Genomic DNA, 17,457 nt, shown 5'->3' on the forward strand with positions numbered 1-17,457 from the left:
GCGTCTCCTCGGGATGGTTACCTGAACGTCGTTCAGCTGAACGACGTTCAGGTTAGGCGAGGAGGGCCGGCACCGCAACGGTGACGTCCCACCGGCCGGGGCTAGGATCGGCGCGTGCACATCGAGACGATCCCCGGACTGGTCCTGATCGAGCACGAGATCGAGGTGCCGCTCGACCATCGCCGCGGCGGGTCCGAGACGCTGACCCTCTTCGCCCGCGAGGTGCGCCGCCCCGGCGATCGCGACGACCGCGACGCGCTGCTCTTCCTCCAGGGCGGCCCCGGCGGGGAGAGCCCACGCCCGATCGACGTGCCGATGGCGCCGGGTTGGCTGGAGCGCGCGCTCCAGGACTACCGGCTGATCCTCCTCGACCAGCGGGGGACCGGGCGGTCGACGCCGATCACCGCGATGACCGGGATGAGCCCGCAGGAGCAGGCCGACCATCTCGCCCACTTCCGCGCCGACTCGATCGTCGAGGACGCCGAGCTCCTCCGGGAGCACCTCGGCATCTCCCGGTGGTCCCTGCTCGGCCAGTCCTTCGGTGGCTTCTGCTCGCTGCGCTACCTCTCGGCCCACCCCGAGTCGCTGCGCGAGGTGCTGTTCACCGGGGGAGTGCCGCCGGTCGGCATGCCCGTCGACGAGATCTACGCCGCGACCTTCGCCCGCACGATCGAGCTCACCGAGCGCCACTACGCGCGCTTCCCCGGCGACCGCGACCGGATGCGCGCGCTGGTCGAGCGCTGCGACGCCGGCGAGATCCGGCTCCCGCACGGCGGCCTGCTCTCGGCCAGGCAGGCGCGCTGCCTCGGCAGCCGGCTCGGCATGACCGGCGGCTCCGAGCAGATCCACTACCTCCTCGAGCGCGACCCGGCGGGCCTGGGCTTCGGGCACGAGGTCGCCTCCCTGCTGCCGTTCAGCGGACACTCGCCTCTCTACGTACTCGTCCACGAGGCCTGCTACGCCGATGGCCAGGCCACGCGCTGGGCCTCCGCGCGCGTCCAGCCCGCGGCGTACGAGGAGGACCCGACCCTGTTCACTGCCGAGCACCTCTTCCCGTGGCATCTCACCGAGGACCCGCTCCTGGCGCCCTTCGCCGAGGCGGCGGACCTGCTCGCCGAGCGGGAGTGGCCGAGCCTCTACGACCCGGCCGCGCTCGCCGCCGTCGACGTCCCGTGCGCCGCGGCCGTCTACTACGACGACCCCTACGTCCTGCGTGAGCACTCGCTGGCCACCGCCGAGCTGGTCCCCACCCTGCGCCCGTGGATCACCAACGCCCACCTCCACAACGGCGTCCAGGTCGCCCCCGACGAGGTCCTGGACCGCCTCATCGGCATGGTCCGCGGACGGATCTGACCGCCATGACCCTGCCCGTGCCGGTCGTCCGCACCGCATCCTTCGCGCTCACCATGGCGCTCGTCGCGCTCGCCTACCCGCTGCTCGCCACGTTGGCCTACGTCGGCTTCCTGATCGCCGCCGTGGTCGGTGGCCTCGGGCTCGGCGGCCCGCTCGCCGGGCCCGTGCTCGTCCTGCTCGGCGCGGTCGCCGGCATGGTCTGCGTGGCGATCGGAGCGCCCGCCGCCATCGCCGCCCGGGTCGTGGGTGGCGTCAGAGGCATGCTCGCCGGCGCTGCTGTCCTGGTCGTTCTCGCGGGAGGCACCACCTGGCTCGCGTGGCTGGTCTTCGACCTGGCGGGCCGCCCCTGGGCCGCCGCCGCCACCCTGCTCGCCGCCTCCGTCCCGGCCGCCCTGGTGCTCGCGCTCTCCGACACCGTCGCCGGCCGGGTCACCCGCCTGCCCGCGCGCACCCGGGAATCTGCCGGTCACGTCTGAGCCGGACCTGTCAGACTCTCGCCCGTGGGAATCGAGGTGAGGGCGTACGACCCCGGTTGGCCGATCCGGTTCGAGGAGGTCGCCGAGACCCTGAGGAAGGCCCTGACCGACGGACCGGAGGCGAGGGTCGAGCACGTCGGCTCGACATCGGTCCCCGGCCTCGCGGCCAAACCCATCCTCGACATCGACGTGATCGTCGCGCCGGAGGACGTCCCCGCAGCGGTCAAGGCGCTCGTACGCATCGGCTACCGGCACCGGGGCGATCTCGGCGTCTCTGGCCGCGAGGCCTTCTTCGCCCCCGATGACGACCCGGTGCGCCACGTCTACGTTTGCGCCGCGGGCACGCTCAACGTACGCAACCACCTCGCCGTCCGTGAGGTCCTGCGCAGCCGAGACGATCTCCGCGACGAGTACGCCGCGGTCAAGCTCGCCCTGTCCGCCGACCCGGACATGGACATCGACACCTACCTCGCCCGCAAGTCCGACGTCCTCCAGAAGATCCTGGCCGTCTCCGACCTGACCGACGCCGAACGCCGCCAGATCCTCTCCCTCAACGACCCGAGCCGCTGACGACCGTGTGCCCTCACAGGCGAAGGGCGTGGGCGGCCATCCGGTAGGCGACGGCGGACGCCTCGGGGTCGTGCAGCGAGGTGTCGGCGATGGCCAGCTCGGCGTGCGCGCGGATGCTGGCGGCAGGGTCGTCGGCGAGCAGGTCGGCGCACAGGCCGTCGACCACGGCATGGGCGTCGTGAGCGTCGAGCTCGTCTAGGACGTTGCCGAGGTCGAGGAGCATGGCCGCCTCGGCGAAGATCTCCCGGAGGGTCTCCAGGTCGACCTCGACGCCGCCGGGGCGTGCAGCGGCCCGCTCGGCCAGGCCGAGGACGGGCAGGAGGCGGGGATCGAGGTCGCTCATCGGTCGATGTCGTCGAGGTTGAGGCCCATCGGCGACTGGCCGGGGATCTCGCCGGAGGCGACGACGGCCTTGGTCAGCGGGCGCAGCAGACCGATGAGCTCCTCGACCTCGGCCCCCTCCAACGACGCGTACGCAGCGGCAGCGAGCTCATCGGTCGTCGACTCGATCCCGGCCTTGGTCTCCCGGCCGGCATCGGTGAGGGAGCGGCCGTCGTCGGTGACGAGACCACGGGAGCGCAGCCCGGAGACGAGGGAGGTCCACTCGGTCTCGTGGATGTTGCGGGAGGTGGCGTAGACCGAGGGGGAGAGGCCGGTGGCGAGGGCGTGGAAGACGTGCGACTCGCGCCCGCCGATCCCGGCGGTGAGCAGGGTGGCGACGTGGCCGTCACCGCGGTGCTCCCGCAGCAGCGTGGCCGCGTCCCAGAGCAGGGTCAGCGGGTCCTCGGCGACGGGGAGCGAGCGCAGCGCGGCGTACAGCGGCCGGCCTTCCAGCGGGGCGGAGAGTGCGGCCCGCGAGGCGAGCGAGGCGGCCCGCGCGACGTCGTCGGAGTCGGCGAGCGGGCCGAGCTGACGGCGGAGCGCGGCGACGGCGCCGGCGCGCCGGGCCTCGTGCGCGGCCTCGGGCGGCGCGAACCCCCAGGCGTCGGGAAGGGCGCGGGAGACGTGCGAGAACGCGAAGTTGTAGAACACCGCATGGACCACCTCGGCCGGGACGGGCCCGAGCGGGGCCGACCGGGCGGCGAAGTAGCCCATCCAGTAGCCGCGGTAGCCGGCCTCCTTGAGCAGGGTGATCGGTTCGGGCGAGAAGTAGCCCACCGCATGGATCGGCTCGAGCAGCTTCCACAGGCGACGCGCGTTCGGCTCCATGGCTCACGACGGTATCGGCACCGGCTCGAGACTCCGAGCGATTTGCCCGAGCGATCTGCCCGAGCGAATTGGCCCCCCGGGCGGCGTACATAACAAGATGACGCCACGGATACGATTTATCCATCCCCCTCAACACCGGGGCCCGGCAGCCGGCCGGGCTCACCTCGAGCAGAGAGCATTCATCGTGGCAAAGCCGCCAGCATCCACCCTTGACCTCGTCGTCTCCCTCGCCAAGCGGCGCGGATTCGTCTTCCCCAGCGGCGAGATCTACGGCGGCACCCGGAGTGCCTGGGACTACGGCCCCCTCGGTGTCGAGCTCAAGGAGAACATCAAGCGCCAGTGGTGGAAGGCGATGGTGCAGCAGCGCGACGACGTCGTCGGCCTCGACTCCAGCATCATCCTGCCCCGCCAGACCTGGGTGGCGAGCGGCCACGTGGAGACCTTCAACGACCCCCTGGTCGAGTGCCAGTCGTGCCACAAGCGCTACCGCTTCGACCACCTCCAGGAGGAGTACGCGGAGAAGAAGGGCATCGCGGACCCCGACTCGGTCGACATCAACGAGGTCGTCGCCTGCCCCAACTGCGGCACCCGCGGCGCCTGGACCGAGCCGCGCGAGTTCTCCGGCATGCTCAAGACGCACCTCGGTGTCCTCGAGGACGAGAGCGGCCTCCACTACCTGCGTCCCGAGACCGCGCAGGGCATCTTCGTCAACTTCGCCAACGTGGTCACCTCGACCCGTCAGAAGCCCCCGTTCGGCATCGCGCAGACCGGCAAGAGCTTCCGCAACGAGATCACGCCGGGCAACTTCATCTTCCGCACCCGCGAGTTCGAGCAGATGGAGATGGAGTTCTTCGTCAAGCCGGGTGAGGACGAGGAGTGGCACCAGTACTGGATCGACGAGCGCACCCGGTGGTACACCGACCTCGGCATCAACCCCGACAACCTGCGCCACTACGAGCACGCCCAGGAGAAGCTGAGCCACTACTCCAAGCGCACCGTCGACATCGAGTACCGGTTCAACTTCCCGGGCAGCGAGTGGGGTGAGCTCGAGGGCATCGCCAACCGCACCGACTTCGACCTCGGCACCCACATGAAGCACTCCGGCCAGGACCTGCAGTACTTCGACCAGGCCAACAACGAGCGCTACCTGCCCTACGTCATCGAGCCCGCGGCCGGTCTGACCCGCGCGCTGATGACCTTCCTCGTCGACGGCTACGCCGAGGAGGAGGCGCCCAACGCCAAGGGCGGCGTCGACAAGCGGGTCGTGCTCCGCCTCGACCACCGGATCGCGCCGGTCAAGATCGCCGTGCTCCCGCTGTCCCGCAACGAGGCGCTGAGCCCGAAGGCGAAGGCCCTCTCTGCCGAGCTGCGCCAGAACTGGGCCGTCGACTTCGACGACTCCCAGTCGATCGGCAAGCGCTACCGCCGCCAGGACGAGATCGGTACGCCCTACTGCGTGACCGTCGACTTCGACACCCTCGAGGACAACGCGGTCACCATCCGCGAGCGCGACACCATGAAGCAGGAGCGGATCCCGCTCGAGGGTGTGAGCCGCTACTTCGCCGAGCGGCTGATCGGCGCCTGAGCGAGACCGTTACCGCGTCGTAGACGTTGCATGGGGCATCCTGCCGCACGATTTCCCAGATGAGTGGGGCAGGATGTCCCCATGCAACGAGCGGGGTCCGTACTCGCCGCATCCGTCACCGGTGCGGTCATGGCCATGTCAGTGATGGGGTGCAGCGGCACCGCGCCGAGGTCGAACGCACCCCGGGCATCCGAGAGCGCCTCCGCCTCCGCCTCGGCCTCACCCTCCGCGTCGGCCGAGCCGTCCCCCGGTGCGATCACCGAGCCGGGTTCCGACCGCAAGCTCGGTGAGACCGCGACGGTCGAGTGGTCGCCCAAGGAGGGCGTCGACGGCAAGCTCTCGATCACCATCGCCAAGCTCGAGTCGACCTCCTACAAGCAGACCTTCTCCGGCTGGAAGCTCGACGAGGCCACCCTGGAGCGCGCGCCCTACTTCGTACGCGCCACCATCAAGAACGAGGGCGACACCGACCTCGGCGGCTACGACGCGCCGCTGTGGGGCCTCGACGACGAGGGCAACCTGGTCGAGGCGGCCGCGTTCAAGGAGCCGTTCAAGCCCTGCGACGTGAAGACCTTCCCCAAGCCGTTCGCCCCCGGGGCCAGCGTCAACGTCTGCCTGGTCATGCTCGTCCCGCACCAGGGCAAGCTCGTCGGCGTGAGCTACCGCCCCTACGAGGAGTTCGACCCGATCACCTGGGAGGGCGACCTGACGCCGTACGTCGCGCCCAAGGCCTCCGCGAAGCCGAGCTCGTCCGCGTCGCCCTCCTCCTGATTTTCCGTACGTCGTGCCCTGACCGGACAATGGACCCATGTCCCTTCCCGGCCCCCTCCACCTCGGCAGCCTGACCGTCGACACCCCGGTGGTGCTCGCGCCGATGGCCGGTGTCACCAACGCCGCCTTCCGGCGCCTGTGCGCCGAGCAGGGCGCGGGCCTCTACGTCTGCGAGATGATCACCTCCCGCGGCCTGGTGGAGGGCGACCAGCACACCAAGGACATGCTCGTCTTCGACGAGGCCGAGACCGTACGCAGCGTGCAGCTCTACGGCACCGACCCGGTCTACGTCGGCAAGGCGACCGAGATCCTCTGCGCCGACTACGGGGTGGCCCACGTCGACCTCAATTTCGGCTGCCCGGTGCCCAAGGTGACCCGCAAGGGCGGCGGGGGAGCGCTGCCCTACAAGCGCGGTCTGCTCGGCGAGATCCTCGAGCACGCCGTGCGGGCGGCGGAACCCTATGACGTACCGGTGACGATGAAGACCCGCAAGGGCATCGACGACGACCACCTGACCTACATGGACGCCGGCCGGATCGCCCAGGAGAGCGGCGCAGCGGCGATTGCGCTGCACGGGCGTACGGTCGCCCAGGCCTACTCCGGCACCGCCGACTGGGACGCCATCGCGGAGCTGAAGGCGTCCGTCGACATCCCGGTGCTCGGCAACGGCGACATCTGGGAGGCGGCGGACGCGATCCGGATGGTCGAGGAGACCGGCGTGGACGGTGTCGTCATCGGCCGCGGCTGCCTCGGCCGCCCCTGGCTCTTCCGCGATCTGGTGGCCGCCTTCGCCGGCGAGACCGTCAACGTGCTGCCGAATCTGGGCGAAGTGACCGACATCATGCGGCGCCATGCCGAGCTGCTCTGCGAGCACATGGGCGAGGAGCGCGGCTGCAAGGAGATCCGCAAGCACATCGCGTGGTACCTCAAGGGCTTCGGTGCCGGTGGCGAGCTGCGCCGGACCCTCGGTCTGGTGAACAGCCTCGCCGACCTCGACGAGATGCTCGACAAGCTCGACCGGAACGAGCCTTTTCCCTCGTCACAGCTGGGTGCGCCGCGTGGGCGACAGGGTGCGCCGCGCGACAAGGTGGTCCTTCCCGAGGGGTGGCTGGACGACGCCGACGGGCGTGGCTGCGGGTTCGCTGAGAACGTCTCGGAGACCTCCGGAGGCTGAGGCTCCAGAGCCCGTTCCGAGGGGTCCGGAGAGGCCTTTCGGGGCTTCGGAATCAGTCGCCCGACAGGTACAAAACAACGCAAAAACTCGGCAACGGAATTGGAATACCCCCTGTCGTGTGTGCTGTACTCATTGCCGTGCCCGACCTTCCCCGACGGGTTTCATCCGATGAAACCTTGGGAAATGCTCGGGCACTGACCATGTAGTCGAGCAAAGGAATTGCGTGTGGCCGGCAGCCACAGAGGCGACACTCGGGCCGTCCGTAAGACCAAATCAATAGTTGCCAGCGCAGGGGTCGCGGTGCTCGCGACCGGAGTGGCAGTCGGTGCCGGAGCCGCCTTCGCGGAGCCCACGTCGCTGATCGCCGAGAACGCAGGCGCTTCCCTCTCCTCGACCAAGGCCAACGTGCCGAGCACCCGTGACGACGCGCGCGTCGCCGGGGACCGCCGGGAGACCGTCGTCAGCCGTAACGGGGGCGACCGCGAGTCGGTCTCCTCGGTCGAGACGCTGACCAAGGGGCCCGAGCAGGTCGAGACCGGCACCGCCAAGGCGGTCAAGCGCTGGACCACGGAGACCCTCAACCTCTGGTCCGCCTACGGCAAGCACGCCACCCAGGCCGGCGAGATCGAGGCCGGCGAGCTCGTCTACGCCACCGGGCGCACCGAGTCCGGCCGCGACGAGATCCTCGTCGACGGCGAGGTCGCCTGGGTGACCACCGGCAACCTCAGCGACGAGAAGCCCGAGACCACCGGTGTCGCGGCCGGCATCAGCACCGCCGCCTGCGGCGACCCCTCGGTCGAGAGTGGCCTGGTCTCCGACGCGGTCACCGTCTACCGCGCGGTCTGCAACGCCTTCCCGGAGGTCGCCTCGTTGACCGTCGGTGGCTGGGACGCCCACGGCGAGCACTCCTCGGGCAAGGCGCTGGACTTCATGGTCGACAAGGCGCTCGGCGACGCGATCGCTGCCTACCTGCAGCAGTACGCAGCCGAGCTCAACCTCTACGACATCATCTGGTACCAGCGGATCTGGACGCCGGTGCGTGCCTCCGAGGGCTGGCGCTACATGGAGGACCGCGGGTCCGCCACCGCCAACCACTACGACCACGTCCACGTGTCGACGAATTAGTCTGCGATTGCTTCGCAACTCGCGCAGCGCTGGATGCGAGGTCGGTCGGCCCGGGCTACGACAGCCCGGGCCGACCTGCGTTCCCGGTCGTCCGGCCGGTTAACAACATCGCAAAAGTCTCCGGACGAACGTGGGATACCCCCACAGGTGTGTGCTTGACTCGGTGGCCCCCACGTAGTCGAGCGAAGGATTGCGCAGTGGCCACCAGCCACAGAGGCGATTATCGAGCTGTCCGTAGAACCAAGAAAGCCGTCGCGACCGCAGGGATCGTGACGTTCGCGACCAGCGGCGCGGTGGCCGCCGGGACGGCCGCGGCGAACCCCGGCATCGTGATCTCCGAGGTGGAGGAGAGGTCCGGGCTCCGGCTTCCCCAGCCGGCCGAGCGGCGTATCGAGGCCAGGGCCGAGGCGAAGGCGAAGCTCCCGGCGCTGCCGACGACCGGCGAGGACACCCGGATGTCCAGCGACCGCCGCGAGCTCACCGGCCGGGAGACGACGGTCAGCCGCAGCGGCGAGCGTGGTGCCGGCAGCGCGACCGACGCGCTGAGCGAGGTCGCGACGATCGAGTCGCTCATCGAGCGGCCGACGTCGGTCAGCGGCGGTGCCCAGAAGGCCGTGCTGCGCTACGTCCAGGAGGACGTCACGGTCTACGCGTCGTACGGGAAGCGCGCCAAGGAGCTCGGCGAGCTGAAGCTCGGCCGGGCGGTCTACTACACCGGACGCGACGAGGGTGGCCGCCAGGAGATCGTCCTGGAGGGCAACCCGGTGTGGATCCCCGCGGGCAACCTGGGCAGGACCAAGCCCGAGCCCCCGCCCGAGCCCACCCCCACACCGACCCCGACGCCCTCCCCATCGCCCTCGGAGGACGCCCCGGCCGGGCTGGACTTCTCGGCGTGCGGCGACGCCACGGTGGAGAACGGTCTCGTCCCCGACGCCGTCGACCTCTACCGCGCGGTCTGCAACGCGTTCCCGGCGGTCGCCTCGGGCACGACGTACGGCTACGACCCGCACGGCGAGCACGTCGACGGCAAGGCCCTCGACTTCATGACCGACGACAAGGAGCTCGGCGACGCGATCGCGGCCTTCGTCCAGGATCACGCCGCCGAGCTGAACATCTACGACATCATCTGGTACCAGCGCATCTGGACGCCGGTCCGTGCCGACGAGGGCTGGCGCCCGATGGAGGACCGCGGCGACCCCACCGCCAACCACTACGACCACGTGCACGTGGCGGTCAACTGAAAGCCGAGTCGGCGCATCTGTCTCATCGAGAACCGCCGAGTCGGCGCATCTGTCCCAAGGTGCTGGGACAGTTGCGCCGACTCGGCGTCGTGCGGTGGGACAGATGCGCCGACTCGGTGGAGGGTCTGGCGGCTCAGACCAGTGCGCTCAGCGGGGTCGGCTTGCGACCACCGATCGTCTCGACGACGTCGGTGACGGTGGCGAGCTTGCCGAGGCGGGTGGCGGTGCCGAACGAGGTGAACAGCGGGGCGATGAAGTCCGGGACCCCGGCGGAGACGAGACCGGCGGTGTAGGCCTCGTCGTCGACCTGGACGACCTCGACCGGCGTGCCGGCCTTCTCGGTGGCGAGCGCGGCCAGGTCGGTCGCGGTGTAGGCCTGCGGGCCGGTCACGTCGTACGCCTTGCCCTCGTGTCCCTCGCTCGTCAGCACGCCGACGGCGACCGCGGCGCAGTCCTCGCGGGTGACGTAGGCCGCGCCGCCGTCGCCGAAGTTGGTGACCAGCTGTCCGGCCGCGGCGGCCTGGGCGACGGAGTCGACCTGCATGTCGGCGTAGAGGTTGTTGCGCAGCATCGTCCAGGCCAGGCCGCTCTCGCGCAGCGCGTCCTCGGTGGCGGCGTGGTCGGCGACGACACCGGCAGGGTTGTCCGGGCTCGGCTCGGAGATGGAGGTGTAAGCCATGTGGCGTACGCCCGCCTTGGCAGCGGCGTCGATGGCGTTGCGGTGGCCCTCGACGCGGGCGCCGACGGCGTCGGTGGAGATCAGCAGGACGCGCTCGACGCCGGCGAAGGCGTCGACCAGCTCGTCGGGCTTGTCGAAGTCGGCGGCACGTACGTCGGCACCGCGTGCCGCGTAGTCGGCGAGCTTGGCGGGGTCACGGGTGAGGAGCACGACCTCGGCGGGGTCGACGGTGTCGAGGAGCTGGTCGGCGACGAGGCGGCCGAGGTGGCCGGAGGCGCCGGTGATGGCGATGGTCATGGAGGTGTCCTATCTGTAGTCACGGTGATGACGGTTCTTCAAATGTAGTCATAACGATGGCAATAAGGCAAGATGGGGGTATGGCCACTCCGACGAACACGCGTTTCGCGGTGGCTGTCCATGTCCTGACCTACCTCGCCTCGTGCGCAGCCGCCGGGCGTACGACGCCGGTCAGCTCCGACGAGCTGGCCGCGAGCACCGCGGTCAACCCGGTCCACGTGCGCAAGGTCCTCGGGCCTCTCCGGACCGCCGGACTGGTCCGGTCGCGTCCCGGCGCCCACGGGGGATGGGAGCTCGCCGCGGATCCCGGCGTCGTCAATCTCGCCCAGGTGTGGCAGCTGCTCCAGGGCGATGATCCGGTCCTCGGCATCCACGGCCCGAACCCCGCCTGCCCGGTCGGCGCCAGCATCCAAGGAGTGTTGGTCGACCTCGACCGCCGCGTCGCCAAGGCCGTCCTGGCCGAGCTCGAGGGCATCACGCTCAACGACGTCCTCGACGACTCCGGCTTCGACCCGGCGGACGTCGCCGGGCTCCTGCCGTGAGTCAGCGATAGCCTCTCGGACTGTGGAGCTATACGGGGCCGCCGACCGCGAGCGCATCGTCGCCGAGCCGCCCAAGCGGGTGGTCGCGCCGGAGCGTACGCAGTTCGAGCGTGACCGCGCCCGTGTGGTGCATGCCGCCTCGACCCGGCGGCTGGCGGCGAAGACGCAGGTCGTGGGGCCGCAGGCCGACGACTTCGTACGCAACCGGCTGACCCACTCGCTCGAGGTCGCCCAGGTCGCGCGCGACCTGTCCCGTGCCCTGAACGGGCCCGACTCCCCGCAGCCCGACATCGCCGAGACCGCGGCCCTGGCGCACGATCTCGGCCACCCGCCGTTCGGTCACAACGGGGAGAACGTGCTCGCCGACAAGGCCAAGGGCATCGGTGGCTTCGAGGGCAACGCGCAGACGCTGCGGATCCTGACCCGCCTGGAGGCGAAGACCTTCGACGCCGACGGGCGCTCGGTGGGGCTCAACCTCACCCGGGCGACGCTGGATGCGTGCACCAAGTACCCGTGGGGATTCGGTGAGCGGAAGGGCGCGAAGTTCGGGGTCTACGAGGACGACCTGCCGGTCTTCACCTGGCTGCGCGCCGCGGACGCCGGGCAGCGGCAGTGCGTCGAGGCGCAGATCATGGACCTCTCCGACGACGTCGCCTACTCCGTCCACGACGTCGAGGACGGAATCGTCGCCGGGAAGATCGACCTGGCCCGGCTCGACCTCGACGGCGTGGTCGAGACGGTCGCCGACTGGTACGTCCCCGGCTTCGACCGGGCCCTCGCGGTCTCGACCATCGCCGATCTCCGTGCCGCCGGCTGCTGGATCGCCGAGGGTGCGGCGTACGACGGATCGCGCCGGTCCCAGGCGATGCTGAAGAACCTGACCTCCGACGTCATCGGCCGGTTCTGCGGGGCCGTGAAGGAGGCGACGTACGCCGCCGGCGGCGGCCCCTACGCCCGTTACGGCGCCGACCTGGTGGTGCCGGAGCGGACCCGCCTGGAGATCGCGCTGCTGAAGGGGATCGCGGCGCACTACGTGATGCGCACCGACGAGCGGGCCGCGAAGATGGACCGTCAGCGCGATGTCCTCGGAGAGCTGGTCGAGCACCTCGTCGCCACCGGACCCGCCGACCTCGAGCGGCAGTTCGCCGACGACTGGCGGGCCGCGTCCGACGACGCCGCCCGGCTCCGGGTCGTGATCGACCAGGTCGCCTCGCTCACCGACATCACCGCGCTCGCCTGGCACGAGCGGCTCTGCCGGCGCCCCTGACGACCCTTGCCGTCATGACATTTAAGCGTTACCTTAAATGTCGTGACCGATGTCTGGTACGCCGTCTCCGACTCCACCCGCCGCCAGGTCCTGGCGCGGGTGGCCGCCGGGCCGTGCTCGGTGGGGGAGATCGCCGACGCGCTGCCGGTGAGCATGGCCGCGGTGTCCCAGCACCTCAAGGTCCTGCGCGAGGCCGGCCTGGTGTCGATGACACCGGCCGGCCGACGCCGGATCTACCAGGCCCGGCTCGAGGGTCTGGCCGAGCTGCGCGCCGAGCTGGACACGTACTGGACCCAGGCGTTGCATTCGTTCAAGCAGGTGGCTGAGGCCAGCTACCGGGCAGGGAAGGAGCAGCAATGAGCATCACCCGCGAACCCACCTCCGTGGACCTGGAGATCACCGTCGACGTCCCGGTCGAGCACGCCTTCAAGGTGTTCACCGAGGACTTCGACCGGATCAAGCCGCGTGATCACAACATGCTTCCTGTCGAGATCGCCGAGACGGTGCTGGAGCCGCGGGTCGGCGGTCGCGTCTACGACCGCGGCGTCGACGGCAGCACCTGCCAGTGGGCCCGCGTCCTCGTCGTCGAGCCGCCCCACCGGCTGGTCATCTCCTGGGACATCACCCCCGACTTCAACCTCGAGCCCGACCCGGCCCGGTGCAGCGAGGTCGAGTTCAGCTTCACCTCGGTGGGACCCGAGCAGACCCGCGTACGTCTCGAGCACCGGCACCTCGACCGGCACGGCGCCGGATGGCAGGGCTGGCGGGACCGGGCCGCGGGCGACAGTGCCTGGGGGATCTACCTGGAGCGGTTCCGGGCCCTCGCGGAGGCGTGATGGGCCTCGACCGCACCGCGCTGGCGACCGCCGAGCGTCACGACCTCGCCGACTTCCTCGAGACGCTGACGCCGGAGCAGTGGGTTCAGCCCTCGCTGTGCAGCGGATGGACCGTACGCGACGTCGTCGCGCACCTGATCAGCTACGAGGAGGTCGGGCTGGCGGGCTTCATCGGCCGGTTCGCGCGCCAGGGGTTCAGCTTCGGCACGATGAACCAGCGCCGGCTGGAGGAGTTCGGGAGCAGGACCCCCGACGAGCTGGTCGCTTACGTGCGCGCGCACGCCAAGCCGTCGGGGCCGACGGCGGTGGCGGATGCCCGGATCGGGCTCACTGACGGGCTCATCCACCACCAGGACATCCGTCGCGCGCTCGGCAGGCCGCGCCAGGTGCCGGCCGAGCGGCTGGTTCCGGTCCTCGGCTTCGCGATGATCGCCCCGCCGCTGCCGGCGAAGCGGAACGGTCAGGGCCTTCGGCTCGTGGCCACCGATCTCGACTGGTCCCACGGAAGCGGCGAGGAGGTCACCGGCCCGGGCGAGGCGCTGCTGATGGCGGTCTGCGGGCGTGCCGACGCGCTGCCCGAGCTCACCGGGCCGGGACTGGGGGCGCTGGCGGGCAGGGTGCGGGCCACACCCTGAGCGCAGGACGGGATGGATGAGTAGTCTCCCCGTGTGAGCGATCCCCTCGTCTGGCTGCCCTTCGACCCCACCGAGCTGGGCGAGGTGCCCCGGGGTCTCCGCTTCGAGCTCTTCGACCACACCCGCTTCGCCGGCTCCCACGTGGAGGTGCCGGAATCGGTCGGTGAGGTGGCCTTCTACCTGCCGCCCTACATGCTCGGCTCGCGGATCTTCGAGGTGGTCAGCCAGATGCAGATGAAGTCGCTCCAGGTCGTGCAGCTGCTCACCGCGGGGGTCGACGCGGCCCGCGGCCACATCCCCGAGGGGGTGACCCTGTGCAACGGCCGGGGCATCCACGACACCTCGACCGCCGAGCTCGCCGTCACGCTGATCCTCTCCTCGCTGCGGGGCATCCCTGGTCACGTACGTCATCAGGACGAGCACGCCTGGCGGCCGGGCTGGTTCCCGTCGCTGGCCGACAAGCGGGTCCTGATCGTCGGCTACGGGGCGATCGGCCGGGCCATCGAGGCGCGGCTGCTTCCGTTCGAGACCGAGGTGGTCGGGGTCGCGCGGACCGCCCGGGACGGTGTCCACGGCTTCGACGAGCTCGACGCGCTCGTGCCCGAGGCCGACGTGATCGTGCTGGTCACACCGCTGACCGACGAGACCCGTGGTCTGGTCGACAGCGAGTTCCTGGGACGGATGAAGGACGGCGCGCTGCTGGTCAACGTCGCGCGCGGTGGTGTGGTCGCGACCGACGACCTGGTCGCCGAGCTCGCCACCGAGCGGATCCACGCGGCCATCGACGTCGCCGAGACCGAGCCGCTCCCGGCCGACAGCCCGCTGTGGAGCTCGCCCAACCTGCTCATCACGCCCCATGTCGGTGGCGCCTCGAGCGCGATGTGGCCGCGCGCCTACCGGGTCGTCCGCGAGCAGCTCGAGCGGTTCGCCGCGGGGGAGCCGTTGGCGAACGTGATGTCGGGGGACTACTGATGCTGCGGGTTGCGGTCGTCCAGGAGACGGCGGTGCCCGGTGATGTGGCCGCGAACGTCGCGACAGCAGCAGGTCGGGTCCGCGAGGCGGCCGCGCAGGGCGCTCGCCTGGTCGCGTTGCCGGAGACGTTCACCACCTCGTGGGACCTGGAGGCCTTCGACGGTCCGCTGCCCACGCTCGACGACACCGCCTGGCTCGCCCCGGCGCAGGCGGCGGTGGACGAGACCGGCGCGGTGCTCGTGCTCAACTCGCCCCTCGCCCGAGGTGGGCGACGGACGATCACCACCCTGGTCCTCGCGCCGGGGGAGGAGCCGGTCGCGGCGTACGACAAACAGCACCTCTACCCGCCCGAGCGCGAGCGCTTCGAGCCCGGCGAGCACGGCACGACGATCGAGATCGACGGCATCCGGGTGGCGCTGTCGGTCTGCTACGACGCCAACTTCCCCGAGCACGCCGCCGCGGCAGCGGCCGACGGCGCGATCCTCTATCTCAACACCGGCGCCTACTTCCCCGGCGGCGGGCACCGGCGCGACCTGCACTACGCCGCCCGGGCGCTCGACAACTCGATGTACGTCGCCTTCGCCGGCCTCGTCGGCGGACCGCTCGATCTCATCGGCGGGTCGGCGGTCTACGACCCGCTCGGCCGGCCCGTCGAGCGGCTCGACGACAGCACCCCGGGCATGGTCGTCGCCACCATCGACCCGGCCGAGGTGGCGCGTGTCCGCGACGAGCAGCGGATGTGGGCCGACCACCGAGCCGACCTCGGCCGACGGCGTACGCTCTCCATCGCCGTCGCCCCGTAGGATTCACCTCGTGGCGGGCCGCATCAAGGAGACGAGCATCCAGGAGGTGCGCGAGAAGGCGCGCCTGGACGACATCGTCTCCCAGTACGTCACGCTGCGCCGCGCCGGGCCCGGCACCTACAAGGGCCTGTGCCCGTTCCACGACGAGAAGTCGCCGTCCTTCAACGTGAACCCCTCGCGCGGCTTCTACAAGTGCTTCGGCTGCGGCGAGGGCGGCGACGTCATCGACTTCGTGATGAAGCTCGACGGGCTGAGCTTCTTCGAGGCCGTCGAGCGGCTCGGTGACAAGGTCGGCGTGCAGGTCCAGCGCGAAGAGGGCGACGAGGCGCCGGTGCGTCGGGGACCTGGTCGCGGCAAGCTGGTCGAGGCCCACAAGGTGGCCGCCGAGTTCTACGCCGAGCAGCTGCTGACCCCGGACGCGGTGGTCGCGCGGCAGTTCCTTGCCGAGAAGGGGTTCGACCGCGACGCCGCGTTGCTCTTCGGCGTCGGGTTCTCGCCACGGGGGGGAGAGGACCTCTACCGACACCTGCGCGCGCGTGGGTTCTCCGACGAGGAGGTCGTCACCGCCGGGCTGGTGGCGCAGGGACGGTCGCACTACGACCGGTTCCGTGGCCGGCTGATGTGGCCGATCCGGGAGTCGGGCGGCGACGTCATCGGCTTCGGGGCGCGGCGGCTCTTCGACGACGACCGCATCGAGGCGAAATACCTCAACACCTCCGAGACGCCGATCTACAAGAAGTCCCACGTCCTCTACGGCATCGACCTGGCCCGCAAGGAGATGGCCCGCACCCGCGAGGCGGTGATCGTGGAGGGCTACACCGACGTGATGGCCTGCCACCTCGCCGGGATCACCACCGCGGTCGCGACCTGCGGCACCGCGTTCGGCGACGACCACGCCAAGGTGCTGCGCCGGTTCATCTCGGACGACCAGCAGCTGCGGGGCGCGGTCGTGTTCACCTTCGACGGCGACGCCGCCGGCCAGGCCGCGGCGCTGAAGGCGTTCAAGGGCGACGGCAACTTCACCTCGCAGACCTACGTCGCCGTCGAGCCCGACGGCCTCGACCCCAACGACCTGCGCATCAAGAAGGGCGACGAGGCGGTCCGCGAGCTGCTCGCCAACCGCGTCCCGCTCTACGAGTTCGTGCTGCGCAACGTCGCCTCGAAGTACGACCTGGACCGCGCCGACGGCCGCGTCGACGCCCTGCGTGAGGCGGCCCCGCTGGTCGCCTCCGTGCGCGACGAGTCCAAGAAGATGGGCTTCACCCGCGACCTGGCGCGCTTCCTCGGCGTGGATCCGGACGAGGCCGCCAGAGAGGTACGCCGCGCCGCCGGTCGCCCGGCGCCCCAGGTCGCCCCGCCGCGGCGCGAGGCCGTCTCCGCCTCGCCTGAGGCTCCGGCTGCGCCGCGCCGCCCACCGATGCCACACCCCCGCGAGCCGCGCTTCACCGTCGAGCGCGAGACCCTGAAGCTCTTCGTGCAGCACCCGGTCGCCCTGGGCCGCACCACCAGCGAGATCACCCCCGAGGCCTTCACCCACCCGCTCTACCGGGCGCTGTGGGAGATCATCGCCGGTCTCGGTGGACCCGGCGCCGGCACCGGCGACACCGGCTGGGCCCAGAAGCTCAGTGCCGCCGCCTCGGACCCGCTCGTCAACCGCATCCTCGCCGAGCTCGCCGTGGAGCCGATCCCGTCCGCGAAGGAGCCGGATGCTGCGTACGTCCTGCAATATGTCGTACGCCTCCTCGAGCTCCTCGACCAGCGCCGCATCGCCGACGTGAAGAGCCGTCTGCAGCGCTCCGACGCGGCCGCCGACCCCGAGGCCTACAACCGTCTTTTCGCCCAGCTCGCCGCCCTCGAGCAGCACCGCCGAGGCCTGCGCAACCTGGTCGCCGAATGAGGGCCTGCCGATTTCCGATCGCCGC

General features: G+C 70.7%; 19 protein-coding genes. 16 read left to right on the top strand and 3 right to left on the bottom strand.

The genetic code is table 11. The features are described 5' to 3' along the window. Window positions 1–114 precede the first annotated feature (114 nt). The 3 genes from HD557_RS06855 to HD557_RS06865 are packed head-to-tail and all read left to right on the top strand — an operon-like array spanning window position 115 to window position 2,399. Window positions 115–1,353 carry an alpha/beta fold hydrolase gene (locus HD557_RS06855; protein WP_196873352.1) on the top strand — a complete coding sequence of 413 codons (1,239 nt, stop codon included), beginning with the start codon at window positions 115–117 and terminating at the stop codon, window positions 1,351–1,353. A 5-nt stretch (window positions 1,354–1,358) separates the two neighbouring features. Beyond that, entirely contained in the window at window positions 1,359–1,829 is a 471-nt protein-coding gene (locus HD557_RS06860; protein WP_196873353.1) for a hypothetical protein, read from the top strand. A 24-nt stretch (window positions 1,830–1,853) separates the two neighbouring features. Further along, complete coding sequence (locus HD557_RS06865) at window positions 1,854–2,399, top strand: GrpB family protein (protein WP_196873354.1); 546 nt, start codon at window positions 1,854–1,856, stop codon at window positions 2,397–2,399. 13 nt (window positions 2,400–2,412) lie between these two features. Here the strand turns inward: HD557_RS06865 and HD557_RS06870 are convergent, their stop codons facing one another. Both HD557_RS06870 and HD557_RS06875 read right to left on the bottom strand, forming a co-directional pair. Beyond that, window positions 2,413–2,742, bottom strand: coding sequence for a hypothetical protein (locus HD557_RS06870; RefSeq protein WP_196873355.1), 330 nt, complete (start codon window positions 2,740–2,742; stop codon window positions 2,413–2,415). After that, a complete protein-coding gene (locus HD557_RS06875) occupies window positions 2,739–3,608 on the bottom strand; it encodes an SCO6745 family protein (RefSeq protein ID WP_196873356.1) in 870 nt (289 codons plus the stop codon). Before HD557_RS06875 ends, HD557_RS06870 begins: the two co-directional genes overlap by 4 nt. A 184-nt stretch (window positions 3,609–3,792) precedes the next feature. Between HD557_RS06875 and HD557_RS06880 the strand changes: the two genes are divergently transcribed. The 5 genes from HD557_RS06880 (at window position 3,793) to HD557_RS06900 (ending at window position 9,504) form a co-directional block, all read left to right on the top strand. After that, entirely contained in the window at window positions 3,793–5,193 is a 1,401-nt protein-coding gene (locus HD557_RS06880) for a glycine--tRNA ligase (RefSeq protein ID WP_008363819.1), read from the top strand. Window positions 5,194–5,274: 81 nt separating this feature from the next. Continuing rightward, the gene (locus HD557_RS06885; protein ID WP_196873358.1) at window positions 5,275–5,964 is read left to right on the top strand and encodes a hypothetical protein; all 690 of its coding nucleotides are present in this window, start codon (window positions 5,275–5,277) and stop codon (window positions 5,962–5,964) included. A 37-nt stretch (window positions 5,965–6,001) separates the two neighbouring features. Further along, window positions 6,002–7,138 (top strand): tRNA dihydrouridine synthase DusB, encoded by a 1,137-nt coding sequence (dusB, locus tag HD557_RS06890; protein WP_008363823.1) that lies wholly within the window; start codon window positions 6,002–6,004, stop codon window positions 7,136–7,138. A 300-nt stretch (window positions 7,139–7,438) separates the two neighbouring features. Continuing rightward, the gene (locus HD557_RS06895; protein ID WP_307785549.1) at window positions 7,439–8,263 is read left to right on the top strand and encodes a mucin-2 protein; all 825 of its coding nucleotides are present in this window, start codon (window positions 7,439–7,441) and stop codon (window positions 8,261–8,263) included. Window positions 8,264–8,532: 269 nt separating this feature from the next. Then, entirely contained in the window at window positions 8,533–9,504 is a 972-nt protein-coding gene (locus HD557_RS06900) for a mucin-2 protein (protein ID WP_307785550.1), read from the top strand. 133 nt (window positions 9,505–9,637) lie between these two features. Here the strand turns inward: HD557_RS06900 and HD557_RS06905 are convergent, their stop codons facing one another. Continuing rightward, window positions 9,638–10,480 (bottom strand): SDR family oxidoreductase, encoded by an 843-nt coding sequence (locus HD557_RS06905; RefSeq protein WP_196873361.1) that lies wholly within the window; start codon window positions 10,478–10,480, stop codon window positions 9,638–9,640. Window positions 10,481–10,560: 80 nt separating this feature from the next. Here HD557_RS06905 and HD557_RS06910 point away from each other — a divergent pair, with 80 nt between their 5' ends. Genes HD557_RS06910 through dnaG form a run of 8 tightly spaced genes read left to right on the top strand, consistent with a single transcriptional unit; the run spans window position 10,561 to window position 17,432 of the window. Further along, window positions 10,561–11,022, top strand: a complete 462-nt coding sequence (locus HD557_RS06910) for an Rrf2 family transcriptional regulator (RefSeq protein WP_196873362.1) — start codon at window positions 10,561–10,563, stop codon at window positions 11,020–11,022. A 22-nt stretch (window positions 11,023–11,044) separates the two neighbouring features. Then, on the top strand, window positions 11,045–12,289 hold the full coding sequence (locus tag HD557_RS06915; protein WP_196873363.1) for a deoxyguanosinetriphosphate triphosphohydrolase: 1,245 nt from the start codon (window positions 11,045–11,047) through the stop codon (window positions 12,287–12,289). A 42-nt stretch (window positions 12,290–12,331) separates the two neighbouring features. Further along, entirely contained in the window at window positions 12,332–12,649 is a 318-nt protein-coding gene (locus HD557_RS06920; RefSeq protein WP_196873364.1) for an ArsR/SmtB family transcription factor, read from the top strand. Continuing rightward, window positions 12,646–13,125 carry an SRPBCC family protein gene (locus HD557_RS06925; protein ID WP_008363838.1) on the top strand — a complete coding sequence of 160 codons (480 nt, stop codon included), beginning with the start codon at window positions 12,646–12,648 and terminating at the stop codon, window positions 13,123–13,125. The genes HD557_RS06920 and HD557_RS06925 overlap by 4 nt, the downstream gene beginning before the upstream one ends. Further along, entirely contained in the window at window positions 13,125–13,760 is a 636-nt protein-coding gene (locus HD557_RS06930) for a maleylpyruvate isomerase family mycothiol-dependent enzyme (protein ID WP_196873365.1), read from the top strand. The genes HD557_RS06925 and HD557_RS06930 overlap by 1 nt, the downstream gene beginning before the upstream one ends. A gap of 33 nt (window positions 13,761–13,793) precedes the next feature. After that, a complete protein-coding gene (locus tag HD557_RS06935) occupies window positions 13,794–14,732 on the top strand; it encodes a 2-hydroxyacid dehydrogenase (protein ID WP_196873366.1) in 939 nt (312 codons plus the stop codon). Next, window positions 14,732–15,535: a carbon-nitrogen hydrolase family protein gene (locus HD557_RS06940; RefSeq protein WP_196873367.1), complete on the top strand. Its 804-nt coding sequence runs from the start codon at window positions 14,732–14,734 to the stop codon at window positions 15,533–15,535. Before HD557_RS06935 ends, HD557_RS06940 begins: the two co-directional genes overlap by 1 nt. 10 nt (window positions 15,536–15,545) lie before the next feature. Beyond that, entirely contained in the window at window positions 15,546–17,432 is a 1,887-nt protein-coding gene (dnaG, locus tag HD557_RS06945) for a DNA primase (protein ID WP_196873368.1), read from the top strand. The last annotated feature ends 25 nt before the right edge of the window (window positions 17,433–17,457 follow it).

The sequence above is a fragment of the Nocardioides luteus genome (assembly GCF_015752315.1).
In the GTDB taxonomy this organism is placed as follows: Bacteria; Actinomycetota; Actinomycetes; order Propionibacteriales; family Nocardioidaceae; genus Nocardioides.

Coding starts and splice junctions, on each gene's coding strand:
- HD557_RS06860 (WP_196873353.1), top strand. CDS start 1,359: ATGACCCTGCCCGTGCCGGTCGTCCGCACCGCATCCTTCGCGCTCACC.
- HD557_RS06870 (WP_196873355.1), bottom strand. CDS start 2,742: ATGAGCGACCTCGATCCCCGCCTCCTGCCCGTCCTCGGCCTGGCCGAG.
- HD557_RS06875 (WP_196873356.1), bottom strand. CDS start 3,608: ATGGAGCCGAACGCGCGTCGCCTGTGGAAGCTGCTCGAGCCGATCCAT.
- HD557_RS06885 (WP_196873358.1), top strand. CDS start 5,275: ATGCAACGAGCGGGGTCCGTACTCGCCGCATCCGTCACCGGTGCGGTC.
- dusB (WP_008363823.1), top strand. CDS start 6,002: ATGTCCCTTCCCGGCCCCCTCCACCTCGGCAGCCTGACCGTCGACACC.
- HD557_RS06905 (WP_196873361.1), bottom strand. CDS start 10,480: ATGACCATCGCCATCACCGGCGCCTCCGGCCACCTCGGCCGCCTCGTC.
- HD557_RS06910 (WP_196873362.1), top strand. CDS start 10,561: ATGGCCACTCCGACGAACACGCGTTTCGCGGTGGCTGTCCATGTCCTG.
- HD557_RS06925 (WP_008363838.1), top strand. CDS start 12,646: ATGAGCATCACCCGCGAACCCACCTCCGTGGACCTGGAGATCACCGTC.
- HD557_RS06930 (WP_196873365.1), top strand. CDS start 13,125: ATGGGCCTCGACCGCACCGCGCTGGCGACCGCCGAGCGTCACGACCTC.
- HD557_RS06940 (WP_196873367.1), top strand. CDS start 14,732: ATGCTGCGGGTTGCGGTCGTCCAGGAGACGGCGGTGCCCGGTGATGTG.